This window comes from Oerskovia douganii (genome assembly GCF_015142735.1).
GTDB classification, from domain to species: domain Bacteria; phylum Actinomycetota; class Actinomycetes; order Actinomycetales; family Cellulomonadaceae; genus Oerskovia; species Oerskovia douganii.
The window spans coordinates 116799-139951 of the sequence record NZ_JACSPN010000008.1 but is presented as its reverse complement, the minus strand read 5'-3'; the positions used below and the strand labels follow the sequence as shown (position 1 = coordinate 139951).

Annotated in this window: 20 protein-coding genes; 4 read left to right on the top strand and 16 right to left on the bottom strand. The window is 72.8% G+C overall.

The genetic code is table 11. The features are described 5' to 3' along the window. Positions 1–78: 78 nt before the first annotated feature. From H9623_RS08570 to dapE, 4 genes are all read right to left on the bottom strand, one after another. Positions 79–1467 (bottom strand): hypothetical protein, encoded by a 1389-nt coding sequence (locus H9623_RS08570; protein WP_227748381.1) that lies wholly within the window; start codon positions 1465–1467, stop codon positions 79–81. Continuing rightward, positions 1464–2435, bottom strand: coding sequence for a dihydropteroate synthase (locus tag H9623_RS08565; protein ID WP_407671876.1), 972 nt, complete (start codon positions 2433–2435; stop codon positions 1464–1466). The genes H9623_RS08570 and H9623_RS08565 overlap by 4 nt, the downstream gene beginning before the upstream one ends. Before the next feature lie 77 nt (positions 2436–2512). Next, entirely contained in the window at positions 2513–3331 is an 819-nt protein-coding gene (locus H9623_RS08560) for an LOG family protein (protein ID WP_193719625.1), read from the bottom strand. 42 nt (positions 3332–3373) lie between these two features. Further along, positions 3374–4504, bottom strand: a complete 1131-nt coding sequence (gene dapE / locus H9623_RS08555) for a succinyl-diaminopimelate desuccinylase (RefSeq protein ID WP_193719642.1) — start codon at positions 4502–4504, stop codon at positions 3374–3376. An 83-nt stretch (positions 4505–4587) separates the two neighbouring features. Between dapE and dapD the strand changes: the two genes are divergently transcribed. After that, a complete protein-coding gene (dapD, locus tag H9623_RS08550; RefSeq protein ID WP_193719624.1) occupies positions 4588–5571 on the top strand; it encodes a 2,3,4,5-tetrahydropyridine-2,6-dicarboxylate N-succinyltransferase in 984 nt (327 codons plus the stop codon). A gap of 1 nt (position 5572) precedes the next feature. Continuing rightward, complete coding sequence (locus H9623_RS08545) at positions 5573–6574, top strand: hypothetical protein (protein ID WP_227748380.1); 1002 nt, start codon at positions 5573–5575, stop codon at positions 6572–6574. Between the two features lie 114 nt (positions 6575–6688). On the opposite strand, the gene H9623_RS08540 is transcribed toward H9623_RS08545, so the two are convergent. The 3 genes from H9623_RS08540 to fdxA form a co-directional block, all read right to left on the bottom strand. Continuing rightward, on the bottom strand, positions 6689–7987 hold the full coding sequence (locus tag H9623_RS08540; protein WP_193719623.1) for a citrate synthase: 1299 nt from the start codon (positions 7985–7987) through the stop codon (positions 6689–6691). A gap of 252 nt (positions 7988–8239) precedes the next feature. Beyond that, on the bottom strand, positions 8240–9373 hold the full coding sequence (gene dapC / locus H9623_RS08535) for a succinyldiaminopimelate transaminase (protein WP_193719622.1): 1134 nt from the start codon (positions 9371–9373) through the stop codon (positions 8240–8242). A 5-nt stretch (positions 9374–9378) separates the two neighbouring features. After that, complete coding sequence (fdxA, locus tag H9623_RS08530; protein WP_129429411.1) at positions 9379–9696, bottom strand: ferredoxin; 318 nt, start codon at positions 9694–9696, stop codon at positions 9379–9381. Between the two features lie 91 nt (positions 9697–9787). Between fdxA and H9623_RS08525 the strand changes: the two genes are divergently transcribed. Beyond that, positions 9788–10117 (top strand): DUF6725 family protein, encoded by a 330-nt coding sequence (locus tag H9623_RS08525; RefSeq protein ID WP_227748379.1) that lies wholly within the window; start codon positions 9788–9790, stop codon positions 10115–10117. 5 nt (positions 10118–10122) lie between these two features. On the opposite strand, the gene H9623_RS08520 is transcribed toward H9623_RS08525, so the two are convergent. From H9623_RS08520 to H9623_RS08480, 9 genes are all read right to left on the bottom strand, one after another. Further along, positions 10123–10524 (bottom strand): RidA family protein, encoded by a 402-nt coding sequence (locus H9623_RS08520; RefSeq protein WP_193719621.1) that lies wholly within the window; start codon positions 10522–10524, stop codon positions 10123–10125. A 125-nt stretch (positions 10525–10649) separates the two neighbouring features. Beyond that, positions 10650–11717, bottom strand: a complete 1068-nt coding sequence (locus tag H9623_RS08515) for a prephenate dehydrogenase (RefSeq protein WP_193719620.1) — start codon at positions 11715–11717, stop codon at positions 10650–10652. A 23-nt stretch (positions 11718–11740) separates the two neighbouring features. Further along, positions 11741–12748, bottom strand: a complete 1008-nt coding sequence (locus tag H9623_RS08510; protein ID WP_193719619.1) for a prephenate dehydratase — start codon at positions 12746–12748, stop codon at positions 11741–11743. Then, the gene (locus tag H9623_RS08505) at positions 12745–13632 is read right to left on the bottom strand and encodes an ACT domain-containing protein (protein WP_193719618.1); all 888 of its coding nucleotides are present in this window, start codon (positions 13630–13632) and stop codon (positions 12745–12747) included. The genes H9623_RS08510 and H9623_RS08505 overlap by 4 nt, the downstream gene beginning before the upstream one ends. A 240-nt stretch (positions 13633–13872) precedes the next feature. Next, positions 13873–16776, bottom strand: coding sequence for a VanW family protein (locus H9623_RS08500; RefSeq protein ID WP_193719617.1), 2904 nt, complete (start codon positions 16774–16776; stop codon positions 13873–13875). 81 nt (positions 16777–16857) lie between these two features. Then, positions 16858–17316, bottom strand: a complete 459-nt coding sequence (locus tag H9623_RS08495) for a DUF6113 family protein (RefSeq protein ID WP_193719616.1) — start codon at positions 17314–17316, stop codon at positions 16858–16860. Next, on the bottom strand, positions 17313–18422 hold the full coding sequence (locus tag H9623_RS08490) for a PIG-L family deacetylase (protein ID WP_193719615.1): 1110 nt from the start codon (positions 18420–18422) through the stop codon (positions 17313–17315). Before H9623_RS08490 ends, H9623_RS08495 begins: the two co-directional genes overlap by 4 nt. Positions 18423–18521: 99 nt before the next feature. Then, positions 18522–20432, bottom strand: coding sequence for a translational GTPase TypA (typA, locus tag H9623_RS08485; protein ID WP_193719614.1), 1911 nt, complete (start codon positions 20430–20432; stop codon positions 18522–18524). Positions 20433–20696: 264 nt separating this feature from the next. Then, positions 20697–22514: an ABC transporter ATP-binding protein gene (locus tag H9623_RS08480; protein WP_321575352.1), complete on the bottom strand. Its 1818-nt coding sequence runs from the start codon at positions 22512–22514 to the stop codon at positions 20697–20699. A 71-nt stretch (positions 22515–22585) separates the two neighbouring features. Between H9623_RS08480 and H9623_RS08475 the strand changes: the two genes are divergently transcribed. Further along, a partial coding sequence (locus H9623_RS08475; protein ID WP_193719613.1) for a PH domain-containing protein occupies positions 22586–23153 on the top strand: 568 nt, incomplete at its 3' end.

Sequence of the window (23153 nt, the reverse complement as noted above, 5' to 3'; positions counted from 1 at the left end):
ACACCCAACGTCGCCACCAAGCCCTCGGCGGGCAACCCCCGATCAGCCGGCTGTAACCAACCTCCTGGCCGGGTACAGCTAGGGCGGCCAGCCGCTCGGCGGCGTGAGCCGCCAGAGCGACCAGACCCACCACGCCTGCCCCGCCACGCCGGCCGCCAGACAGCCCCAGAACCACCACCTCGACCGGGTCCACCCGAGGGTGACTGCCCCGAGCGGGAAGGCCAGCAGCAGGAACCTGACGATGCTCGTCCACGGCTCGATCACGGCGACCAGGTAGCCCAGGTACGCCAGGGGCCAGGCCTGGAGCTCGGGGCCCAGGCGCCGGGCCACGGGGCTCAGGCCGACGGCCGCCACGGCCGCCAGGACCAGCACCAGGACCCACGGCCCGACCGTCCCGAAGAGCGCTCGCGAGACGTCGACCCACGGCAGGAACGGCACCACGGGCCCGGTCCCCCGCCAGGCGCCCTGGGTGAGGAGGTACGCGTCGGTGCGCCCCGTGGCGATCCCGCACAGGACCTGCCAGACCAGGCCGCTCAGCGCGGCCACCACGAACAGCCCTCCGACCCGGGCGACCTCGCGCCACGGCACGCGCGTCCGCGGCAGGACCGGTGGCCCGCCCGAGGGCTCGACGCCCGTCGCCCGTCCCCCTCCCGCCGCAGCGACCGGGGCGGACGGGGCGGCCGTGCCGCGCTCGCGCCTCCACTCCCGGTACCGCACGACCGCGTGCCACGCCACGACCACGGCCAGCGGCAGCGCGACCGCGCGCGTGAACCCGAGCAGCAGGATCACGAGGCCGGCCCACTCGTAGCGCCGCGCCCAGAGCAGGTACAGGGCTCCCGCGACCAGCAGCAGCGCGAGCGCCTCGGTGTAGGCGACCTGCAGGACGACCGACGACGGGAAGGCGCTCACGAGCGCGACCGTCGCGAGCGGCAGGCCGGGGCGCCGCTCGACGGCCAGGTGCCCTGCCCGCTCGACCAGGCGGTAGATGACGAGCATGGCCCCGGCGCCGCACAGCAGGGCGACCGTGGGAGCCACGACGTCCCATCCCAGTCCCGTGACCTGCTGCACCGCGCGGACGAGGAACGGGAAGAGGGGGTAGAACGCCCAGACGTTCTGCTGCACGTTCCCGTCGGCGTCGACGGGCAGCTCGGACGGGTACCCGTGGTCCGCGATCTGCTGGTACCACGAGGCGTCCCACATCCGCCCGGTCCACGCGGTGTACGACGGCGCCGCGTCCGTCCAGAGGTTGGCCTCCTGCCAGCGCGAGACGACCACGAGGACCAGCGCGGTCACGAGCCTCGCCACCGCGTAGACCGCCAGGACCTGGACCGCCCACGGCCACCGTCGAGGGGCGAGCACCGCGGGTCGGCGCCGGGAGCCGACCGCCGCCGACGGCGCCGTCCCGGTCTCCTCGGCGCGACGTCCGAGGGCCTTCCCGGACCCGCCGGCCTCGTCCCCCGCGCTCATGCGAGGCCGCGCAGCGCGCGGGCCGGCGGTGCGTCTCCTCGGATCGCCGCGACGGTCTCCAGGACCCTGCGCGTCGCGGCGACGTCGTGGGCGCGGAAGACGCGGGCTCCGAGCCACGCGGCGACCGCGGTGGCCGCGAGCGTCCCCTCGAGCCGCTCGTCGACGGGCAGGTCGAGCGTCTCACCGACGAAGTCCTTGCGCGAGAACGCCATGAGCAGCGGGAATCCGAGGCCCGCGAGCGCCTGCGTGCGCCGCACGAGGTGCAGGGAGTGCCAGGTGTTCTTGCCGAAGTCGTGGGTCGGGTCGACGAGCACCGACGCCGCGGGCACGCCGCACGCGACGGCTCGGGCGGCGGCCGTCGCCAGGGTCGTCACGACGTCCTGCACGACGGCGTCGCGCGGGTCCCGCGGTGGGGTCCCGGCCGCGCCGAGGTCCCCGCCCCGGGCGCCGCTCGCCGCGGAGGGGTAGGCGACGCGGTACGGGTCGGTGCGTGGCACGGCGCCTCCCGTGTGCGAGCACACGACGCCCACGCCCATCTCGCCCGCGACCTCGACCAGCCGCGGGTCGTGCCCCGCCCAGGTGTCGTTGATGAGGTCCGCCCCGGCGAGCGCGGCCTCGCGGGCGACGTCGGCCCGCCAGGTGTCGACGCTCACGAGCAGGTCGGGGAACTCCGCACGGACCCGTTCCACGAAGGGCACGACGCGGCGGATCTCCTCCGCGGGGGTGACCTCCGGTCCCGTCCCGGCGCGCACCCCCCCGACGTCGACGATCGCGGCGCCCTCCGACCATGCGCGCGCGACGGCATCGAGCGCGGCGTCGTCGTCGAGCTGGCGGGCCGGGGCGTAGAACGAGTCCGTCGTGCGGTTGACGATCGCCATGACCACGGGACGCTCAGCTCGCCCCGGCGCGGACTCGTCGACCCCGACCGCGCGCCCGCGCAGCACGAGCGGTGCGCTCTGCGCGGGCACCCCGGCGTCGGGCGTCTCGGGGACGGGTGAGGGGGCCCCGGTCTCCCGGTCCCCCTCCTCCCGCTGGGCGGGGTGGCTCACCGGTCGCCGGACGCCCGCCGCTGCGCGACCTCGGTGTCCACGACGGCCTCGAGCTCTTCCGCACGGAGCTGTTCGCCCCGCTCGCAGACGTACTCGACGGCGTCCGCGGGGTCGTCGGTCAGGTACAGCAGGTCGAGGTCGTGCGGGCTGATCATGCCGCGACCGGCGACGGTCGTCCGGGCCCAGTCGATGAGGCCCTGCCAGTACTCGGTGTCGACGAGCGCGATGGGGAACTCGGTGACCTTGTGCGTCTGGACCAGGGTCAGCGCCTCGAAGAGCTCGTCGAACGTGCCGAACCCGCCCGGGAGGACCACGAAGCCCTGCGCGTACTTGACGAACATGGTCTTGCGGGCGAAGAAGTACCGGAAGTTCACGCCGAGGTTGACGTACTTGTTCATGCCCTGCTCGAACGGCAGCTCGATCCCGAGGCCGACGGACAGGCCGCCCGCCTCGTTGGCCCCCTTGTTGGCGGCCTCCATCACGCCGGGGCCGCCGCCCGTGATGACGGCGAGGTCACGCTCCGCGAGGAGCCGCCCGACCTGCTCCGCGAGCGCGTAGTCCGGGTGGTCCGCGGGCGTGCGCGCCGACCCGAAGACCGACACCGCGGGGCCGACCTCGGCGAGCGCGCCGAAACCCTCGACGAACTCGCTCTGGATCCGCATGACGCGCCACGGGTCGCTGTGGACCCAGTCGGCGCTGCCCGCGGTGTCGAGCAGGCGCTGGTCGGTGGTCTGCTTCGGGATCTGCTTGCCCCGCAGCAGCACCGGCCCCTTGCGGTAGCCCGTGCCTGCCTGGGGAACTCCGTCGTCGCTCATGCTTCCGAGCCTAAGCGTTCCCGGGACCCGTGGCGGGGACGATCAGCGGGTGAGCCACGCGCGCAGCGCGTCGTGGCACAGCGCGAGGTGACCGACCGGGCACCGCTCGTCGTCCTTGTGCGCGAGCACGGGGTCGCCGGGACCGAAGTTCACGGCCGGGATCCCCATCTCGGCGAAGCGTGCGACGTCGGTCCAGCCGTACTTGGGCGCGGGTGCCCCACCCGTGAGGGCCAGCACGGTCGCGGCGAAGTCCGCCGCGGACGGGTCGTCGAGCCCGGGGCGCGCCCCCGGCGCGGCGTCCGTGACGACCACCTCGAAACCGGAGAAGAGGTCGCGGACGTGCGCCTCGGCGTCGGGCAGCGAGCGCGAGGGCGCGAACCGGTAGTTGACCGTGACCACGCACTCGTCCGGGATGACGTTCCCCGCGATGCCGCCACGGATGCCGACCGCGTTCATGCCCTCGCGGTAGACGAGGCCCTCGACCTCGATCGACGCGGGCTCGTAGGCCGCGAGGCGGTCGAGCACGACCGACGCCGAGTGGATCGCGTTGGAGCCCATCCAGGCGCGTGCCGAGTGGGCCGTGACCCCGGGGACGCGGACCTCGACCCGCAGGGTCCCGTTGCAGCCGCCCTCGATCCCCGCGGCCGTGGGCTCGCCGAGGATCGCGAAGTCGCCCTGGAGGAGCTCGGGGTGGTTGCGCGCGAGGCGTCCCAGGCCGTTGAGGTCGGACGCGACCTCCTCGAGGTCGTAGAAGACCCAGGTCACGTCCTGGTTGGGCGCCGTGAGCGAGGCCGCGAGCGCGAGCTGGATCGCGACACCGCCCTTCATGTCGACCGTCCCACGCCCCCAGACCTCGGCCTGCGCGCCCTCGCCGACCACACGGGTGGGGAGGTTCGGCGGGTCGGTGAGCGGCACCGTGTCGATGTGCCCGGCGATCACGACCCGGCGCGAGCGCCCGAGGTGCGTGCGGGCGACGACCGCGTTGCCGTCGCGCGAGACGTCGAGGTGCGCGAGCGGTCGCAGCGCCGCCTCGATCGCGTCGGCCAGGGCCTTCTCGTCCCCGCTCACGGACGGCACGTCGCACACCGCGCGGAAGAGCGCGGTCAGGTCACCGTCGAGGTCGAGCCGGGTCGCCGGGGCCGACGTCGACGGCGCACTCTGGTCGGAGGTCAGGTCGGGAGTCTCGTCGCTGGTCACACGCAGACCCTACCCGGACAGTTCACCGCCCGGACGGGAGTGACGGATAGGGTGAAGGCATGACTTCAGCGACCCCCACCGGCGCCGCACCCGGCCCCCGCACCGCCTGGGCCTTCGGCCTCGCCACCGTGACCGACGAGGGCACGGTCCTCGACGTCTGGTACCCGTCCCCCGCGCTCGGGCAGGCCCCCTCGGACGAGACCGTCCCCGCCTCGCTCGAGGCCCTCACGGAGCGCGACGACGCGCGCCGGGTGGACGTCGTGGCCGTGCGCACCGTGATCGACCTCGACGCCGCCCCGGTCGGCGCGGCCGACGCCTACCTGCGGCTGCACCTCCTGTCGCACCGCCTCGTGGCCCCCCACGGCCTCAACCTGGACGGCGTGTTCGGCGCGCTGGCCAACGTCGTGTGGACCAACCACGGACCGTGCGCGGTCGACGGCTTCGAGGAGACGCGCCTGCGCCTGCGCGCGGCCACCGGTCAGCCCGTCCAGGTGCTCGGGGTCGACAAGTTCCCCCGGATGGTCGACTACGTCGTCCCCTCGGGCGTGCGCATCGCCGACGCCGACCGCGTCCGCCTGGGCGCGCACCTCGCGGCCGGCACGACGGTCATGCACGAGGGCTTCGTCAACTTCAACGCCGGCACGCTCGGGACCTCGATGGTCGAGGGCCGCATCTCGGCGGGGGTCGTCGTGGGTGACGGGTCGGACATCGGCGGCGGCGCGTCCATCATGGGCACGCTGTCGGGCGGCGGCCGCGAGGTCATCTCGATCGGCCAGCGCTCGCTGCTCGGCGCCAACGCCGGGCTGGGCATCCCCCTCGGCGACGACTGCGTCGTCGAGTCCGGCCTCTACGTGACCGCGGGGACCAAGGTGACGCTCGTCGGTCGCAGCGGTCCCGACGGCGCACCGGTCGTGGTCAAGGCGCGCGACCTGTCGGGCCAGGACAACCTCCTCTTCCGCCGCAACTCCCTCACGGGTGGCGTCGAGGCCGTGTCCCGGACGGGTGTCGGCATCGAGCTCAACGCCGCCCTGCACGCCAACTGACATGACCTCCCCCTTCGAGCCATCGGGCCCGCGGGACGTCTCGACCGCTGGCGGGCCGGGCGTCCCGCCGTCGGGCTCGCGCGAGCAGCGTCGCTCCCGGCGGCGACGACGTCCCCTGCGGTTGGCCGTCACGGTCGTCGCGGTGCTCGCCGTCGCGACGACAGGGGTGGTCGTCGCCCTCAACAGGCTCGACGACCACAGCCCGGTCGCCGAGAGGTGCGCGGCCACGGCCGACGGGCAGGCCTGGCACCTGTCGCCCGCGCAGTCCGACAACGCCGCGCTCATCGCCATCACCACGGTGCGACGAGGGATGCCCGCACGCGCGGCGACCATCGGCCTCGCGACGGCCCTGCAGGAGTCACGCCTGATCAACATCGACTACGGCGACCGCGACTCGGTGGGCCTGTTCCAGCAGCGCCCGTCGCAGGGCTGGGGCTCGATCGAGGAGATCATGGACCCCGTCTACTCGACGAAGGCCTTCTACGACGGCCTCGACAAGGTCGACGGGTACACCGAGCTCCCGGTGACGGTCGCCGCCCAGGCCGTCCAGAGGTCGGGCTTCCCCGACGCGTACGCGCAGCACGAGTCCCGCTCGCGCGCCTGGGCCTCGGCCCTCACGGGGAACTCGGAGGGGACGTTGACCTGCGACCTCGCCCCCGTGGACCCCGTGACGCTCGTGAGCACCGAGGAGTCGGTCGCGGACGTCGAGGTCCGGATCGAGCGGGACCTCGGCCCTCTCCCCGTCACGGTCGACGGGGCGACGGTGACTGTCGAGACGTCGTCCCTCTCGGGAGACCCGTCGGTGAGCGGACGAGCAGCCTGGGCGGTCGCGCAGTGGGCCGTCGCGAGCGCCGACGCCACGGACGTCCTCCAGGTCGACGTGGGCGACCGGACGTGGTCGCGGGAGTCCCCCGAGTGGTCGGTCACCGAGGCGACCGAGGACGTGCCGCACCCCCGGGCGGGCCAGGTCCGCCTCACGGTCGCCACGGTCGACGAGTCCTGAACCCTGGCCCTGAGCCCGGGCCACCGTCGGGGCTCCGGTCACACGGGTCCCCCGACGCGGACGGCGCCCCGCACCGTGAGGTGCGAGGCGCCGTCGGGCGTGGGAGGCGAGCGGTCAGCGGCCCTCGACCGGCAGGTACGAACGCTCGGTAGCGCCCGTGTAGACCTGGCGCGGGCGCCCGATCTTGGTCTGCGGGTCCTTCATCATCTCGCGCCACTGCGCGATCCACCCGGGCATGCGGCCCAGGGCGAACAGCGGGGTGAACATCGCCGGCGAGAAGCCCATGGCCTTGTAGATCAGGCCCGTGTAGAAGTCGACGTTGGGGTACAGCTTGCGCTCGATGAAGTAGTCGTCGTTGAGCGCGATCTCCTCGAGACGCAGCGCGATGTCGAGCAGCTCGTCCTTCTTGCCGAGCGTCGAGAGCACCGCGTCGGCCTTGGCCTTGACGATCGCAGCACGCGGGTCGTAGTTCTTGTAGACCCGGTGCCCGAACCCCATGAGGCGGACGCCGTCCTCCTTGTTCTTGACCTTCTTCATGAAGGTGTCGACGTCGAAGTCGCTGTTCTGGATCTTGTCCAGCATCGACAGGACGGCCTCGTTGGCACCGCCGTGCAGCGGGCCCGAGAGCGCGTTGACGCCGGCCGCGACGGAGGCGTACAGGTTCGCGTGGCTCGAGCCCACGACGCGCACGGTCGAGGTCGAGCAGTTCTGCTCGTGGTCCGCGTGCAGGATGAGGAGCTTGTCGAGCGCGTCGACCACGGTGGGGTCGGACTCGTACTTCTCGTAGGGCGTCGCGAACGTCATGCGCAGGAAGTCGTCGACGTAGCCGCGCGAGTAGTCCGGGTAGAGCAGCGGCTCGCCCACGGCGCGACGGTGCAGGTAGGACGTGATGGTGCGCGTCTTGGCGAGGAGCAGGACCGTCGCGAGCTCGACCGTGTCGTCGTCGAACGGGTCGAGCGACTCGGGGTAGAACGTCGACAGCGCGTTGATCGCGGACGAGAGCACCGCCATGGGGTGCGCGTTGCGGGGGAAGGTCCCCATGAACGTCCGGAAGTCCTCGTGCACCAGGGTGTGGCGGTTGACCCGCTCGACGAACGCGTCGAGCGTGGGGCCGTCCGGCAGCTCGCCGTGGATCAGGAGGTACGCGACCTCGAGGAACGTCGACTTCTCCGCGAGCTCGTCGATCGGGTACCCGCGGTAGCGCAGGATCCCCGCGTCACCGTCGATGTAGGTGATCTCCGACTCGCACGAGGCGGTGTTCATGAACCCGGGGTCCACGGTGACGAGCCCGGTCGACTTCAGCAAGGAGGAGACGACGATGCCGTCGTTGCCCTCGGTCGCTGCGACCACGGGCAGGTCCTGGCTCGATTCGTTGACGACGAGCCGAACTGTCGCCTGCTGGGTGGTGGTCATGTCTTCCTTCCTTGCGCGCTGCCGCTCCCCCTGCGGGTGGCTGCGCGTGTCTTCCGTGGTGTCGCTGCGAGATCGCCACCTGTCCGGCCCAGGATGTTCGAAGACCGAAGTGTCGGACAGCGTTGGCCTGGGTCGACGGTACTCGCTTCACCCACACGTGACCAATCTGGAACGGTCACGAAACCGTCACGCGGGTGTGATGCGGGTCACAGGCGAGAACGGGGAGTGATTAGCCCAACAAACTCCCGGCGCTCATGCCCCGGACAGTCGGGCCGCGGCCTCGTGCACCCTCTCGTCGGTCGCGGTGAGCGCCACGCGGACGTGCCCCGCCGCCGCAGGGCCGTAGAACGCGCCCGGGCCCACCAGGATGCCCAGGTCCGCGAGGTCCCCCACGGTCCGCCAGCAGTCCTCACCGTCGGCCGCGCCGGCAGGGCGCGACCACAGGTACAGCCCGGCCTGCGAGCCGTCGACCTCCAGCCCGACCTCCCCGAGCGCGGGCAGGAGCACGTCCCGCCGGCGCCGGTACACCTCACGCTGCGCCGCGACGTGCGCGTCGTCCGACAGGGCCGCGACCATGGCCGCCTGGACCGGCGCCGGCACGATCATGCCCAGGTGCTTGCGCGTCGTCAGCAGGTCCGCGACCACCGCGGGGTCACCTCCGACGAAGGCCGCGCGGTACCCCGCCAGGTTCGACTGCTTGGACAACGAGTAGGCCGCCAGCAACCCGTGCGTGGACCCGCCGCTCACCCTCGGGTCGAGGATGCTCGGCACCCCCTCGGTCGCGAACGGCTCGGCCCACGCGAGCTCGGCGTAGCACTCGTCGCTCACGACGAGCGCACCGATCTCCCGGGCGGCCGCGACGATCCGTGCCAGCTCCTCGACCCCCAGGACCTCGCCCGTCGGGTTCCCTGGCGAGTTGACCCACACGAGCCGCACGTCGCCGCGGCCGGACCAGTCCTCGACCCGGTCGGTCGCGAGGGGCGTGGCCCCCGCCAGGCGAGCCCCCACGTCGTACGTGGGATAGGCAGTGGCCGGGTGCACGACGACGTCCCCCGGGCCGAGCCTCAGGAGCGAGGGCAGCAGGCCCACGAGCTCCTTGGAGCCGACGGTGGGCAGGACCGCGTCCGGGTCAAGGCCGGGCACGCCGCGGCGACGCGCGAACCAGTCGACGACGGCCTCACGCAGGACGGGCGTCCCGTGAGTGGTCGGGTAGCCGTGCGCGTCGCCGGCCGCCGCGAGAGCGTCGCGCACGACGGCAGGGGTCGGGTCGACCGGCGTACCGATCGACAGGTCGACGAGGCCCCGCGGGTGCGCGCGAGCACGTTCGGCGAAGGGCGTGAGCGAGTCCCACGGGTAGGCGAGGCCACCCAGGTCGGCGAATCCCATGCCGTTCAGGCCTGCGGGGCCAGGGCCGCGATCATCGGGTCGTCCTTGTCGATCATGCCCATCTTCGCCGCACCACCCGGCGACCCCAGGTCATCGAAGAACTCCACGTTCGCCCGGTAGTAGTCGCTCCACTCCGACGGCACGTCGTCCTCGTAGTAGATCGCCTCCACCGGACACACCGGCTCGCACGCACCACAGTCCACGCACTCGTCAGGATGGATGTACAACGACCGCTTGCCCTCGTAGATGCAGTCCACCGGACACTCCTCGATGCACGCCTTGTCCTTCACGTCCACACAAGGCTGAGCAATCACGTACGTCACGTCGGAGGTCCCTTTCACCTGCTGCACCGAGCACTTCCCCCTAGTATCGCTCAGGAGCCGGGCATCCCGGCCATCGGCGGACGAGGAGAGCATGAGCAGCACCAGTTCCCCGACCCCACGCCCGGCGCTCGAGGCGTGGTCGACCTGGCCCGTGGGTACGCGCGTCGTGGTCCGGCGGCGACTGACCGAGGCCGAGGCCCTGGCGACGCGCGACGACGCGGACGGCGAGCGCGGGAAGTCGGTCACCGACGTGATCGGGATCGTGCTGGCGGTCGCTCCCGGCGAGTCGATCACGCTGCGGACCGACGCGGGCGGGTCCCGCGAGTCGGTCGAGGTGACGATCCCCGCCGCCGACGTCGTGGCCGCCAAGCGCATCCCGCCCCGACCGCCACGCCGCCTGCCGCGCCGACCGGTCGACTGACCGCCTCAGGCAGGCGCGATCGCGGCGATCGCGCTCACCTCGATCAGGGCCCCGGGGACCCCCAGCCCGGCGACGCGGGCCGCCGTGACGAGCGGTGGGACGCCCGGTCCGGCGAGCCGTGGCGCGATCGCGCCGTACGCCGCGCCGAGGTCCGCGTCCTCGACCAGCAGGACCGTCCACTGCACGACGTCGGCCAGGGTGGCCCCCGCCGCCTCGAGCGCGACGACCACGTTGTCGATCGTCCGGACCGACTGCTCGGCGACGTCCTGCGAGACGACCGCGCCGGTCTCGTCGACGCCGTTCTGGCCCCCGACGTAGATGGTCGCGGCACCCGCGGGCACGATCGCGACATGGCTGAACGCCGGGCTCACGACGAGCCCGGCAGGCTGAATCCGTGTGATCTCCATGACACCCACGGTTCCACGGACCTCCGACACGTGCGCGACGGCTCGACGCGAGCGGCGACCCGTCGCACGGCACGAGGTCCCCGCGAGGGAGTGACCGTGGCCGCGGCCCGGCGCCGGCCAGTGGGCTACGCTCCGGACGCCGCCCCGCCCAGCTCGAGCACGGTCCCCCGCACCGCGACGACCGCCCACCCCGCGAGACAGAGGTCGATCAGCTCGGAGCGCCATCCGGCGTCCGCGAGATCGACGGACAGCCGCTCGACCGCGCCCTCTCCCCCGTGGCCGGAGACCGTCGTCGCTGTCTGCGGCGCCGCCCGACCCAGCCGCGCGACGGCCGCGTCGTGCGGTCGCCAGGTCGCCCGGACGTCGTCCGCCCGGTCGAAGAACTCCGCGGTCGAGGCGTTGGCCTCGAGGGCCGTGGCGAGGGCCTCGAGGTCGCGAGCGGCGAGCCGCAGCGCAGGGGCCACCCACCCCGCGTTCTCCGCGAGCATGGCCTCGGTCCGCCGAGGATCCGTCCGGCCCACCCTGGTGCCGTCCCTGAAGCTCCCCGCGGCCAGCGCGAGCGCGACGTCCCTGACGGGTGCGGCGGAGACCAGGTTGAGCAGCTCGATCGCGAACGCGTGCGGGACGTGGCTCACGAGTGCGGCCGCCTCGTCGTGGACGTCGTCGGTCAGCACGTAGGCGCACCCTCCGGCGGGCCCCGTCACGAGCGAGAGCAGCGCGGCGAGCTGCTCCGGACGGGTGCCGTCGGTGACCGTGACGGCCCACCTCGCACCGTCCAGCAGCTCCGCCGACGACGACGCGAACCCCGACTGCTCGGTCCCTGCCATGGGGTGCGCGCCGACGTAGCGGTCGCCCAGGCCGCACCCGACCAGGACGTCGCGCACCGGCCCCTTGACCGACCCGACGTCCGTGACGAGGGTCGAGGCCGGCAGGAACCGGGCCACCTCGGTGGCCACGGGGCGCATGGCCCGCAACGGGACCGCGAGGACCAGGACGTCCGGGGCGGCAGCGCACAAGGACTCGACGTCCTCCGCCACGACGATCCCGGCCGTCGCCGCCTCGGCACGGGTCGCGGCCGACGAGTCGAACCCCGTGACGTCCAGCCCCTGCGCGAGCAACCGACGTGCCAGCGACCCCCCGATGAGGCCCAGCCCCAGGACGGCGACGGTCGGACGGCCCTCGCCGACCGTCACCCCCACCTCGACCGCCGTCGCCCTCAGGCCCACAACAGCCCCCGGTCGAGCTCCTCGGGCGAGGCCCCGGCGCGCACCGATCCCACGGGGACGTGGTCGGAGGACAGCGCCTCGTCGAGCTCGCCCCGGGCGGGGAAGACCCCCAGCGTCTTCACGGAGTCGCCCGCAGCGAGCAGACCCTCGAGCACGTCCCGCACCGCGGGCTCCCACGGCGCGGCATCGACCGTCACGACGAACACGTACCGGCCCTCGAGCGCCTTGAGCGGACGCGTGATGAGGCTCGACAGGTTGACCCCACCCGCCCCGAACGCGCGCGTGATCCTCGCGAGGACCCCCGGCCCGGTCACGTGAGGAGTCAGAGCAAGCATGGTGCGCCACTGCGCAGGAGCCCCCTCCTGCGCGGTCGCGAGCGCGGCCCGGGCCCGGTCGCGCCGCACGATCGTCAGGAACCGCGTCCGCGCACCGTGGAAGTCCTCGACCCCGGCCTCGAGCACGTCGAGCCCGTAGAGCTCGCCGCAGATGGGCGGCCCGAGGGCGATCTGGTGAGGGGACGCGTCGCGGCACGCCGCCGCGTTGGACGACGAGGGCACCGGGACCGCGCCCGACCTCGCCACGAAGTCCTGGCACTGGGCCAGGCCGTGCGGGTGGGCGGTGACCTCGGTCAGGTCGCCGTGCCCCGGACGGACGAACGCGTCGAACGTGATCTCCAGGACCACCTCGTCGATCGCCACGACGTCCTCGCTGCCGACGATCGCGTCGAGCGAAGGGACCACGTAGCCCTCGACCGAGTTCTCGATCGCCACGATCCCGTGGTCGTACGCACCCGAGGCGACCCCCGCATAGACGTCTCCGACGGTCTGCGCGGCGACGAGGTCCACCTCCACCTCCCCGTCCCGGCCGGGGGCGGCCGCGGCGCCCGACGTGGGGGACGTCGTCGGGCCTGCGTCCTGCCGCGCCTGTGCCCGCACCCAGCGGACCGCGGCCTGGTGCGTGAACGTCCCCTCCGGCCCGAGGTAGGCGACCCTGCTCACGAGCCCGCGTACCCCGGTGCCCACTGCGGCGCCAGCGCGTCCGGACCGGGGACGAAGTCCCGCCCCGGGAGGACCGCGAGCACCCGGTGGGCGACGTCGCGCGAGGCCAGCTCGGCGATGAGTCCCGTCAGGACCGACGCGTCAGGGCACGAGAACGACGAGAAGAAGATGTGCGGCCCCGCGGACGAGCGGTGGCTGCGCAGGTGCTGCATGTCGATCCCGCTCTGCGCGATGACCGACAAGGTCTGCTGGAGCGACCCACGGTGGTCGGCGCGCGGGCCGAACGCGAACCAGACCTGCGCCTCGCCCTCGAACTCCGGGGCAGGACGGCGGGCCTCGACCAGCCCGTACCAGATCGGTGCGCCCTCGCTCAGCCGAGCGGAGCCGGGGATCTCCTCCCAGCCGTCAGGGATCTCCGAGCGCTCGACCACGAGCGTGCCGTCCGGGCCGGCGAGCGCGATCCGCTCGTCGAGCGCGGTGCGCGACGGGACCAGCCGGGGGTTGGCCCCCAGGGTCCGCAGGACGTGCCGGCAGTCGCGCATGCCCGCCTCGTCGACGACGACGCTCCCCGTGGACTTGCCCGGGCGGCCGGCCCACACCCACTGGGCGGGAACCGCGACCGCCGAGGTGATGACCAGCGACGGCGAAGCAGCCAGCAGGGCCCGCTCGAGGTCGTGGGACGGCTGGGCCGGGTGGCCGATGTGCACCACCGCGGCCAGGTCGTCGATGCTCGCGACGGTGGCGAGCGTGGTCGAGGTCGACCCCAGGTCCAGCAGGTCGTCCGCGCCCGTCCCCGCAGGCCAGCCGTCCGCACCGTGCCACTTCGCGATCTGCGCGGCGAGCCGTGCGTGGGCCCCCGACTCGCGTTCACTACGTCCGAGCATCGAGTGTCCTCGCCCTGCCTCTCGCGGTGGCCGCGCGCACGCGGCGCCTGTCAGCGTCCGCCGAGCAGTCTATCCACGGGACCGGTCCCCCAGCCCGGAGCGCACGACCCCTGGGACGCGCACGCGCAGGCCGTGGGACGACCGAGCGGGCCGGGACCCGAGGGTCCCGGCCCGCTCTGCGAAGACCGCGAAACACCGTCCCCGTCGGCCCGCCAGTTCGGTGGCACGCCGCGGTGGACGTCAGGGTTCGCAGACCACCTGGTTGTCAGGCTTGTACGTCCACGTGTCCTTCTCGTCCTTGACGACCTCCCCGTTGAGCAGCACCTTGCGGGGCGTCGTGATGGTGAACCCGGGGTTGCCCTTGGGCTGCGGCACGCAGTCCGCTCCGGAGTGCGTCACCGTGGTCGGCTGGACGACGTTGCGCATCTCGCCCTCGGTCGTCTGCACCTCGTAGTACTTGGTGCTCCAGATCGCGACGTGCAGCTTGCCGCCCCCGACCCACGACTGCATGAGCACGCCGTACGGGGTGTCGTTCTTGAACTTCATGTCGATCGACCCGACGAAGATGGTCGCTTCGCGTCCGGCCGGGTAGCGGCTGAACCAGTAGCTGTGCTGCCGGTGCTCGACGTCCTCGAGCCCCGCGAAGAACCCCGCGTTGTAGGTCGTGGTCGCCATCTGCGAGAGACCGCCACCGATCCCCTCGACGTGCTTGCCGTCCTGCACGATGCCCGAGGAGTGGTAGCCCCCCGCGGTCGTGATGGGCGACAGCGTCTCGATCAGGGAGAACGTCTCCCCGGGCTTGACCAGGGTCCCGTTGACCTTGCTCGCCCCGACCCGCAGGTTCTCGGTGCGCAAGGAGTCGTTGGTCAGAGGCGTCGAGAACTCGGAGATCTTCTCCTTGACGCCGAGCGCCTCGAGAGCGGCGACCGACTGCTCGGGGTCGGACTCGACGAGCTCGACGGCTGCGGTGCGGTCCGTGCCCAGAGCGGCCGTCGAGACGGCCGAGCTCAGGGCAGCAGGGTCGATCGTCGTCCCCGGTGCGCCGCCCTCGATGGCGGGGGCGCCGTCGACGAACACGAACTTCGCGTCCGCGGCCTCGTTGAGCAGGTCGTCCGTACGGTCGACGACCGCCTCGAGCAGGGTCGCACCGTCGAACGCGAGCTGGAGCGAGCCCTCGACCGCGTTGAACGAAGCGGCCGACACGAGGACGTCCGGCGTGAGCTCGGCCTGCTGCCCGCCGACCGCGACCGTGACCGGTGCGGAGACCACGGACTCGGCCTGGGCGAGCGCCGCGTCGGTCTCCTCCTGCGTGATGTCCGGAGCCTGGGGGGTCGTCGGGAGCTCGAGCGGCTCCGAGGACGTCAGCCACGACGTGCTGATGATCTCGATCGACTCGTCCTCGATGATCGACGCGCCGTCCTGGGCCAGGGTCGCGACGGGCTTGCCGTCCGTGAAGACGACGTTCCCGTCGACCGGCTCGACGGTGAGACGCGCCTTGAGCTCGGCGACCTGTGCCTCGAGCTTCGCCGGGTCGGTCGTCGTGACGGGCTCCTCCTCCCCGCCTCCGAAGACGTGCTTCCAGAGCTGGGCGGGGCTCATCGAGAAGGACGTGAGCTCGTCGGCCGTCGCCTGCGCGTCGAACGCGAGTCCCGCCGCCGCAGGGTCGAGCGTGGTCGTCGAGCCGGCGGCCTCGAGCGTGATCGGCTCCGCGGCGCGTCCCCCGAGCCCCTTCTCGAGGGCAGCGACCGCCGCCTGCTCGTCGAGCCCGCCGATGTCCACCCCCGCCACCGTCGTCGAGGGCGGCACCTTGTCGGAGTAGAACCACTGCGCCCCCGTGTAGAGGCCGCCGAGCACGAGGACCCCGACCCCCGCCCACAGGGCGACCTTCGGCAGGCGGCTGGGGGCCTTGTCGCCCGAGAAGCCGTCGAGGGGGGACCCGCCGTCCGACGGCCCGCCGGAAGAGGGAGCGGTCGAGGACGCGGTCGAGGGCGTCGAGGCACCGACCGGCGTGAACGCCGAGGCGAGCGTGGGACGGGTGGGAGGAGCCGGCGCAGGCGTGGCGTCGGGCGCGCCCTGGGCGGTCGTCGCCGCTCCCGACGTCGCCGCGTTCGTCCACGCCGACGCCGCCGGAGCGAAGGACGGCTCAGAGGACGCGCTCGCGGCCGCGACCGGCTCGACCGGCGGCATGACCTGCGTGGCCTGCGAGTCCGCTCCGGGGGTCGAGGACTCGGACCTCGCGGGCTCGGCAGGCTGCGCCTGGACCGGAGCCGTTGCAGCAGGTCCGGTGGCCTCGTCGGCGGGCCGGGCCGCGGTGGGCACCACCGGGACGGGGACCGGCTGCTCGAAGGCGAAGACACGCGGCGAGTACGGCACGTCGTCGTCGTCGAACGACGGGTGACGCGCCTCGGCAGGCGACGTCGGCGAGGCGTCGCTCGCGGCAGCAGCCTCGGCAGGGGCCGGCGAGCTCGGCGCGGCGGGCTCGGCGGGCGTCACCGCGCTCGGCGCGACAGGTTCGGTGGACTCGGCGGGCGTCGCCACGCTCGGCGCGACAGGCTCGGCGGGCGTCGCCACGCTCGGCGCGACAGGCTCGGCGGGCGTCGCCACGCTCGGCGCGACGGGCTCGGCGGGCTCGGTGGACTCGACCGGCGTCGCCGCGCTCGGCTCGTTCGACGCAACAGGCTCGGCGGACTCGACCGGCGTCACAGCGCTCTGCGCGACAGGCCCGGCAGACTCGACCGGCGCCACGGCGCTCGACGCGACAGGCGCAGCAGACTCGGCGGGCGTCGCGGCGCTCGGCTCGTTCGACGCAACAGGCTCGACCGGCGTCGCCGCGCTCGGCTCGTTCGGCGCGACAGGCTCGGCCGACTCGACCGGCGTCGCCGCGCTCGGCTCGTTCGACGCAACAGGCTCGGCAGACTCGACCGGCGTCGCCGCGCTCGACGCGCTCGGCTCCTCGGCGTCCACCGGCGCAGCGGCACCGCTCGCGCGGTCCGGCGTGGGTGCCTCGTCTGCGACCGTCGGCACGCCCTCGGCCGGCGTGGCGTCATCCTCGAGGGGTGTTTCCGGGGTCGGCTGCGGCGGCGTCGAGACCTCGTCGGTCGTGGTCGGTTCCTGCGCGTTCTCACGCTCGGTCGGGTGGCCCATCGACTGTCTCCGTGATGATCTGGTGCGCGGCAGAGGAGCCGCGACGAAGGAGGGGGTGCGGACTGCCCGCGAGGGGCAATTCTATGCGTCTGTACCGAACCGTCCGGTCGGCGTCGGTGAAGAACCGGTGTGCGTCTCGGGGTTCGTCCCGACTTCCGGCGCCCGCCTCACGGGCTGGTCGCTGAACCAGGACCACGGGAGGAACGCGGCGACCGCGACGACGGCCATGCCGCCGTAGACCCAGACGAGCCCGACGCTCTGGTTCGGCACCAGGAGATCTCCCCCCGGTCCGTCCGACGCGAGGACCTGCACCACCACGACCCAGCCGAGCGCATAGCCGACCAGGCCGGCGTACCCGGCCCAGGCACGCGCGAGCGTCCCACCGGCGAGCACGGCGAGCAGTGCGACGACGATCCCCACGGGAAGCAGGTGGTCGGTCACGACGACCCGGTGCATCACGGTCCCGACGGCGCCCACCACGAGTCCGAGGACCACGCACAGCAGCGCGCGTCCGATCGTGCGGGCTCCGGTCTTCTTCACTGTGTCCACGCTACTGGTCCTGTCTGATCATTTCCCGTGAACCTGCGAGGGCCTCCCGCAGAGTCCGGGGTCACGGTGTAGAACTCACGTGAAGGGAGGGCAGCAAGGACGTCGTTGCTCAGTGCGTACCACCCGAGCACCCCGCCGGGCGCCGCGCCCGGCAGCCCGTCGCCGGTCGTCCCGTCGCCGAGCGAGGTCGTCGTCCCGACGTGCTGGACCTGCGTCGCGTGCGCACGCAGGGCGCCGACCACGGCGTCGAGCACGGGGGCCACCTCGACCACCACGACGTCCGTCAGTCCGGTCTTGGCGACGGGCGGCAGCTCCTCGTCCGGGTCCGGCAGCGAGACCTCGGGGTGCTCGGCGAGCAGGGCGCGCACTCCCGGCAGGTCGGGCAGCTCGCGACGGGCGGCACGTGCCACCTCGGCGGGCACCACGGACTGCCACAGCTCGGGCCCCTGTTCGCCCGCACCCTCGCCCAGCGACGCCCGCGCTCCCGCGGGCACGACGCCGTCGGGCCGTGGCTGCGGGCCCGTGCGTGCGGCGAGCTCGATCGCGCGGACCGCGATCTCGTGCGCCCGGACGTGGTCCGGGTGCCCGTAGCCCCCCGAGGGCTCGTACGTCACGACGACGCGCGGCCGGCGGTCGCGCAGCACCCGGGCGAGCCTGCCCGCCGCCTCGTCGAGCGGTGCCCCCACGAGCGCCCCGTCCGGGAGGTCTGCCTCGGCGGCGGCCCGCGCGATGCCCGGTGCGGCCCAGGCCATGCCGGAGTCGCGGTAGCGCACACCGACGACGTCGTCCGCCGCACCGGGCGCCGGGTCCAGCGGGACCTGGTCCAGGAAGAGGTGGTCGGTGACCCCCAGGCTCGTCAGCGCCGCCGAGAGCTCCTGCTCACGGTGCGCGGCCAGGGCAGGTCCGTCACCCTCGAGGTGCGCGAGCCCGGCACCGATGACCTCGCCCTGCTCGCCGCGCGTGCACGTCACGAGCGTCACGGGCTCCCCCGCCGCCGCCCAGGTCGCCAGGAGCGCGCCGGTCGCGAGGGTCTCGTCGTCGGGGTGGGCGTGCACGGCGAGCAGCCCACCGCGGGGCTGGACCGGCTCGAGCCTCATTCGTCCTCCAGAGGTGCAGGTAGAGCGGAGCCCGCACCGCCGGTCACGAGGACCGGCGGCACGGGCTGCGTGCTCAGCGGGAGTACCGACCTGACGCGGTCAGGACTTCTTCGCGCGGGAGAAGGCGCGGGCGCGCTCCGTCTGGTCGAGGATGACCTTGCGGATGCGCACGACCTCGGGGGTGACCTCGACGCACTCGTCCTCGCGGGCGAACTCGAGCGACTCCTCGAGCGTGAGGTGCTTCGGGGGCGTGAGGTTCTCGAACGTGTCGGAGGAAGCCGCACGCATGTTCGTGAGCTTCTTCTCCTTGGTGATGTTGACGTCCATGTCCTCGTTGCGCGAGTTCTCGCCGACGATCATGCCCTCGTAGACCTCCTGCGTGGGGTCGACGAAGAAGGAGCCGCGCTCCTGCAGGTTGATCATCGCGAACGGCGTCACCACACCGGCACGGTCCGCGACGAGCGAACCGTTGACGCGGGTCTCGATCGGGCCGGCCCACGGCTCGTAGCCCTCGGCGATCGAGGACGCGATGCCCGTGCCGCGCGTGTCCGTGAGGAAGCGCGTGCGGAAGCCGATGAGGCCACGTGCCGGGACGACGAACTCCATGCGGACCCAGCCCGTGCCGTGGTTCGACATGGTCTCCATGCGGCCCTTGCGCTGCGCGAGGAGCTGCGTGACGTTGCCCAGGTACTCCTCGGGCACGTCGATCGTCATGCGCTCCATGGGCTCGTGGCGCTTGCCGTCGATGACCTTGGTGACGACCTGCGGCTTGCCCACGGTCAGCTCGAAGCCCTCGCGGCGCATCTGCTCGACGAGGATGGCGAGCGCGAGCTCGCCACGGCCCTGGACCTCCCAGGCGTCGGGACGCTCGGTCGGCAGGACGCGCAGCGACACGTTGCCGATGAGCTCCTTGTCGAGACGGTCCTTGACCTGGCGGGCCGTGACCTTGTGGCCCTTGCCGCCCTTGCCCGCGAGCGGGGAGGTGTTGATACCGATCGTCATCGAGATCGCCGGGTCGTCGACCGTGATGAGCGGCAGCGGCCGCGGGTCGTCGGGGTCCGTGAGGGTCTCGCCGATCGTGATGTTCTCGATGCCGGCGACGGCGACGATGTCACCGGGGCCCGCCGAGTCGGTCGGCACGCGGTCGAGCGCCTTGGTCTCGAGGAGCTCGGTGATCTTGACGTTCTGCATGGTGCCGTCGTGACGCGCCCAGGCGACCGTCTGGCCCTTGTGGATGGTGCCGTTGAAGATGCGCAGCAGCGCGAGGCGACCCAGGAACGGCGACGCGTCGAGGTTGGTGACGTGGGCCTGGAGGGGCGCGCCCTCCTCGTACGTCGGCGCGGGGATCTTCTCGAGGATGGTCTCGAACAGCGGCTCGAGGTCCTCGGAGTCGGGGACGCCGCCGTCCGCGGGCTGGTTTTTGGAGGCGCGGCGCAGCTTGGCGGCCGCGTACACGACGGGCACGTCGAGGATCGCGTCGAGGTCGAGGTCGGGGACCTCGTCCGCGAGGTCGCCCGCGAGGCCCAGCAGCAGGTCGGTGGCCTCGGCGACGACCTCGGTGATGCGGGCGTCGGGGCGGTCGACCTTGTTGACCACGATGATGACGGGCAGCTTCGCGGCGAGCGCCTTGCGCAGCACGAAGCGCGTCTGGGGCAGCGGGCCCTCGGACGCGTCGACCAGGAGCACGACGCCGTCGACCATGGACAGGCCGCGCTCGACCTCGCCACCGAAGTCGGCGTGGCCCGGGGTGTCGATCACGTTGATCGTGATGCCCTCGGGGTGCCCCGCCGCGGCGGCCGCCGGACCGGCGTAGCGCACGGCGGTGTTCTTCGCGAGGATCGTGATGCCCTTCTCGCGCTCCAGGTCACCGGAGTCCATGGCCCGCTCGTCGACGTGCGCGTGCGCGCCGAACGCGCCGGACTGGTGCAGCATCGCGTCGACCAGGGTCGTCTTGCCGTGGTCGACGTGGGCGACGATCGCCACGTTGCGCAGGTCAGAGCGCACAGACATACAGAACTCATTTCGGGAGAGGAGCGAGCGACGGAGGTTTCCGCCCCGGAGTTGGTGGCCAGCAGACGGGCGCCGCCCGCGCAGAGCACGCGCGCGCCGTCGTCCGGGCACGGCTATCTTACCGGGTGCCAGCCAGTGCGTGGAGAGGGTGCTCCGTCACACTCCGGCTCCCGCCCGCAGACGCGAGATGCCCGACGTCGGCGCGCGCCGTCGTCGGGCATCTCACCCGCCCGTCCGGCAGGACGGGTCAGGGGCGTGCTGCTGCTACTGGTTGGACGGCGGGATCCGGTCGTTGTCGAGGTTCCCGAGCTGCGCGGCCTGGGAGCGACCGATCGCGTCGACCTGGGCGGCCTCCTCGGCGTCGATCTCCCGCGCCGCCGCCACGAGCAGCGCGTCGCGCGTCTCGCGTCGGATCTTCTGGGCCACCGGGTCCGGCACGGGCACGGCCGCGAGCAGCCGCTGCGTGTACGGGTCCTGCGGCGCGTGGATGATCTGCTCGGTCGGGCCGACCTCGACGAGCCTGCCCTGGTGCATGACCGCGATGTGGTCCGAGAGCATCTCGACGACCGCGAGGTCGTGCGAGATGAACAGGCACGCGAAGCCGTGCTCACGCTGCAGGTCCTTGAACAGGTCGAGGACCTTGGCCTGGACGGACACGTCGAGCGCCGAGGTGGGCTCGTCCGCGACCAGGATCTTCGGCTCGAGCGAGAGCGACCGGGCGATGCCCACACGCTGACGCTGACCGCCCGAGAGCTCGTGCGGGTAGCGGTTGCGCATGGCGCGCGGCAGCTCGACCTGGTCCAGCAGTCGCTCGACCTCGTTGCTCAGCGCCTTGCCCTTGATGCCCTTGTGCAGCATGAGCGGCTCGCCGATCGACTCGCCGATCGGCAGGCGCGGGTTGAGCGAGGAGCCCGGGTCCTGGAACACGATCCCGACGTCCTTGCGCAGCGGGCGCAGCTTCTTGGGCGAGACGCCGACCATGTCGGTGCTGGCGACGCGCAGCGCACCACCCGTGACCGGCAGCAGACCGACCACGGCACGACCGATCGTCGTCTTGCCCGAGCCGGACTCGCCGACCAGGCCCATGACCTCGCCCCGGCGCAGCGAGAACGAGACCCGGTCGACCGCACGGAAAGCCTTCTGCCGACGGCGGGCCGGGTACTCGATGACCATGTCCTTGGCCTCGAGGACGATCTCGTGGTCGACCACGGCCGCCGGGGCCGCGCGGTGACGGACCTCGGTCGCCGACTTGCTCGTGCCGAGGTGGGGGACGGCGTCGAGCAGGCGCTGGGTGTACGGGTGCTGGGGCGAGCCGAAGACCTCGGCCGAGGTCCCCCGCTCCACGACGTGCCCGTCCTTCATGACCATGATCGTGTCGGCCATGTCGGCCACGACGCCCATGTCGTGCGTGATGAGGATGATCGCCGCGTCGACACGGTGGCGCAGGTCGCGCAGGAGCTTGAGGATCTCCGCCTGCACCGTGACGTCGAGCGCCGTCGTCGGCTCGTCCGCGACCAGCAGCTTGGGGTCGCACGCGAGTGCCTGGGCGATCATGGCGCGCTGGCGCTGACCGCCCGAGAGCTGGTGCGGGTACGCGTCGAACCGGCGCTCGGGCTCGGGGATCTCGACCAGGCGCAGGAGCTCGATCGCCCGCTTCTTGGCGTCGGCCGGACCGACGTTGAAGTGCGTCCGGATCGTCTCGACGATCTGGAAGCCGACCGTGTACACGGGGTTGAGCGCCGTCATGGGCTCCTGGAAGATCATGGAGATCTCCCGTCCGCGCACGTGCCGCAGCGCCGAGTGCGACATGCCGATGAGCTCACGCTCACCGAGCTTCGCGCTTCCGCGCGCGCGGCCGTTGGCCGGGAGCAGGCCGAGCAGGGCGAGCGACGACTGGGACTTGCCCGAGCCGGACTCCCCCACGATCGCCAGCACCTCACCCGCGTAGAGGTTGTAGCTGATGTCCGCGGCGGCCGGGTACCAGGATCCGTCGACGAAGAAGTCGACGCCCAGCCCCTTGACGGCGAGGACCGGGGTCCCGGTCGCGGTGAACTGCGTCTCGGAGGACGTGTCGATGGCCACGATGATCAGTGTCCTTCCTGCTGGAGGGAGTGCCGGCGCTCGTGACGCCGCAACTCTGGGAACATGGGCACATGGGTCCCACGAAGGTCTTCTGCTCGATGTACGGACGCGTCCTGACGATCGCCACGGCGGTCATCGCCGTCCTGGCGACTGCCGTCCAGGTCCGCGAGGACGCCGGCGGCGCGCTGCTGACGCTGGCGTGGGGGGCGCTGGTCACGTGCGGCGTGTGGGTGCTGTTCTGGCGACCCCGCGTCGAGGTGTCCGACGGCGGGATCGACGTCCGCAACCCGCTGCGCACGGTGCACGTGCCCTGGACGGCCTACGAGAACGTGCGCACCCAGTGGTCGCTCGAGGTGGGCTACACGGGCGGCAGCGTCACCGCGTGGGCTGCTCCCCGCTCGAGCAGCTCCGGTCAGTGGCTGCGTACCTGGCGCCGTCGCCCCACCGAGGCGGGCAGCACCCGCGTCGGAGGGGCGAGCGCCGAGGTGGTGGCCGCCGAGATCACCGAGCGCCACGCGGCGCTCGTCATGGCCGGCTACCTGGCGGAGGCCCGACCGGGCGCTCCCGGGGCACGCTCGACCTGGAACGTGGTCGAGCTGGCCGCGCTGGGCAGCCTGGCGGGGGGGGGGGGGGGGGGGG

What these genes read in the sequence shown, in the direction of transcription:
- H9623_RS08490 (WP_193719615.1), bottom strand. Translation starts at nt 18,422, where the DNA reads ATGAGGCTCGAGCCGGTCCAGCCCCGCGGTGGGCTGCTCGCCGTGCAC.
- typA (WP_193719614.1), bottom strand. Translation starts at nt 20,432, where the DNA reads ATGTCTGTGCGCTCTGACCTGCGCAACGTGGCGATCGTCGCCCACGTC.
- dapD (WP_193719624.1), top strand. Translation starts at nt 4,588, where the DNA reads ATGACTTCAGCGACCCCCACCGGCGCCGCACCCGGCCCCCGCACCGCC.
- H9623_RS08540 (WP_193719623.1), bottom strand. Translation starts at nt 7,987, where the DNA reads ATGACCACCACCCAGCAGGCGACAGTTCGGCTCGTCGTCAACGAATCG.
- H9623_RS08505 (WP_193719618.1), bottom strand. Translation starts at nt 13,632, where the DNA reads ATGCTCGGACGTAGTGAACGCGAGTCGGGGGCCCACGCACGGCTCGCC.
- H9623_RS08500 (WP_193719617.1), bottom strand. Translation starts at nt 16,776, where the DNA reads ATGGGCCACCCGACCGAGCGTGAGAACGCGCAGGAACCGACCACGACC.
- H9623_RS08560 (WP_193719625.1), bottom strand. Translation starts at nt 3,331, where the DNA reads ATGAGCGACGACGGAGTTCCCCAGGCAGGCACGGGCTACCGCAAGGGG.
- H9623_RS08570 (WP_227748381.1), bottom strand. Translation starts at nt 1,467, where the DNA reads ATGAGCGCGGGGGACGAGGCCGGCGGGTCCGGGAAGGCCCTCGGACGT.
- H9623_RS08525 (WP_227748379.1), top strand. Translation starts at nt 9,788, where the DNA reads ATGAGCAGCACCAGTTCCCCGACCCCACGCCCGGCGCTCGAGGCGTGG.
- H9623_RS08520 (WP_193719621.1), bottom strand. Translation starts at nt 10,524, where the DNA reads ATGGAGATCACACGGATTCAGCCTGCCGGGCTCGTCGTGAGCCCGGCG.
- dapC (WP_193719622.1), bottom strand. Translation starts at nt 9,373, where the DNA reads ATGGGATTCGCCGACCTGGGTGGCCTCGCCTACCCGTGGGACTCGCTC.
- H9623_RS08545 (WP_227748380.1), top strand. Translation starts at nt 5,573, where the DNA reads ATGACCTCCCCCTTCGAGCCATCGGGCCCGCGGGACGTCTCGACCGCT.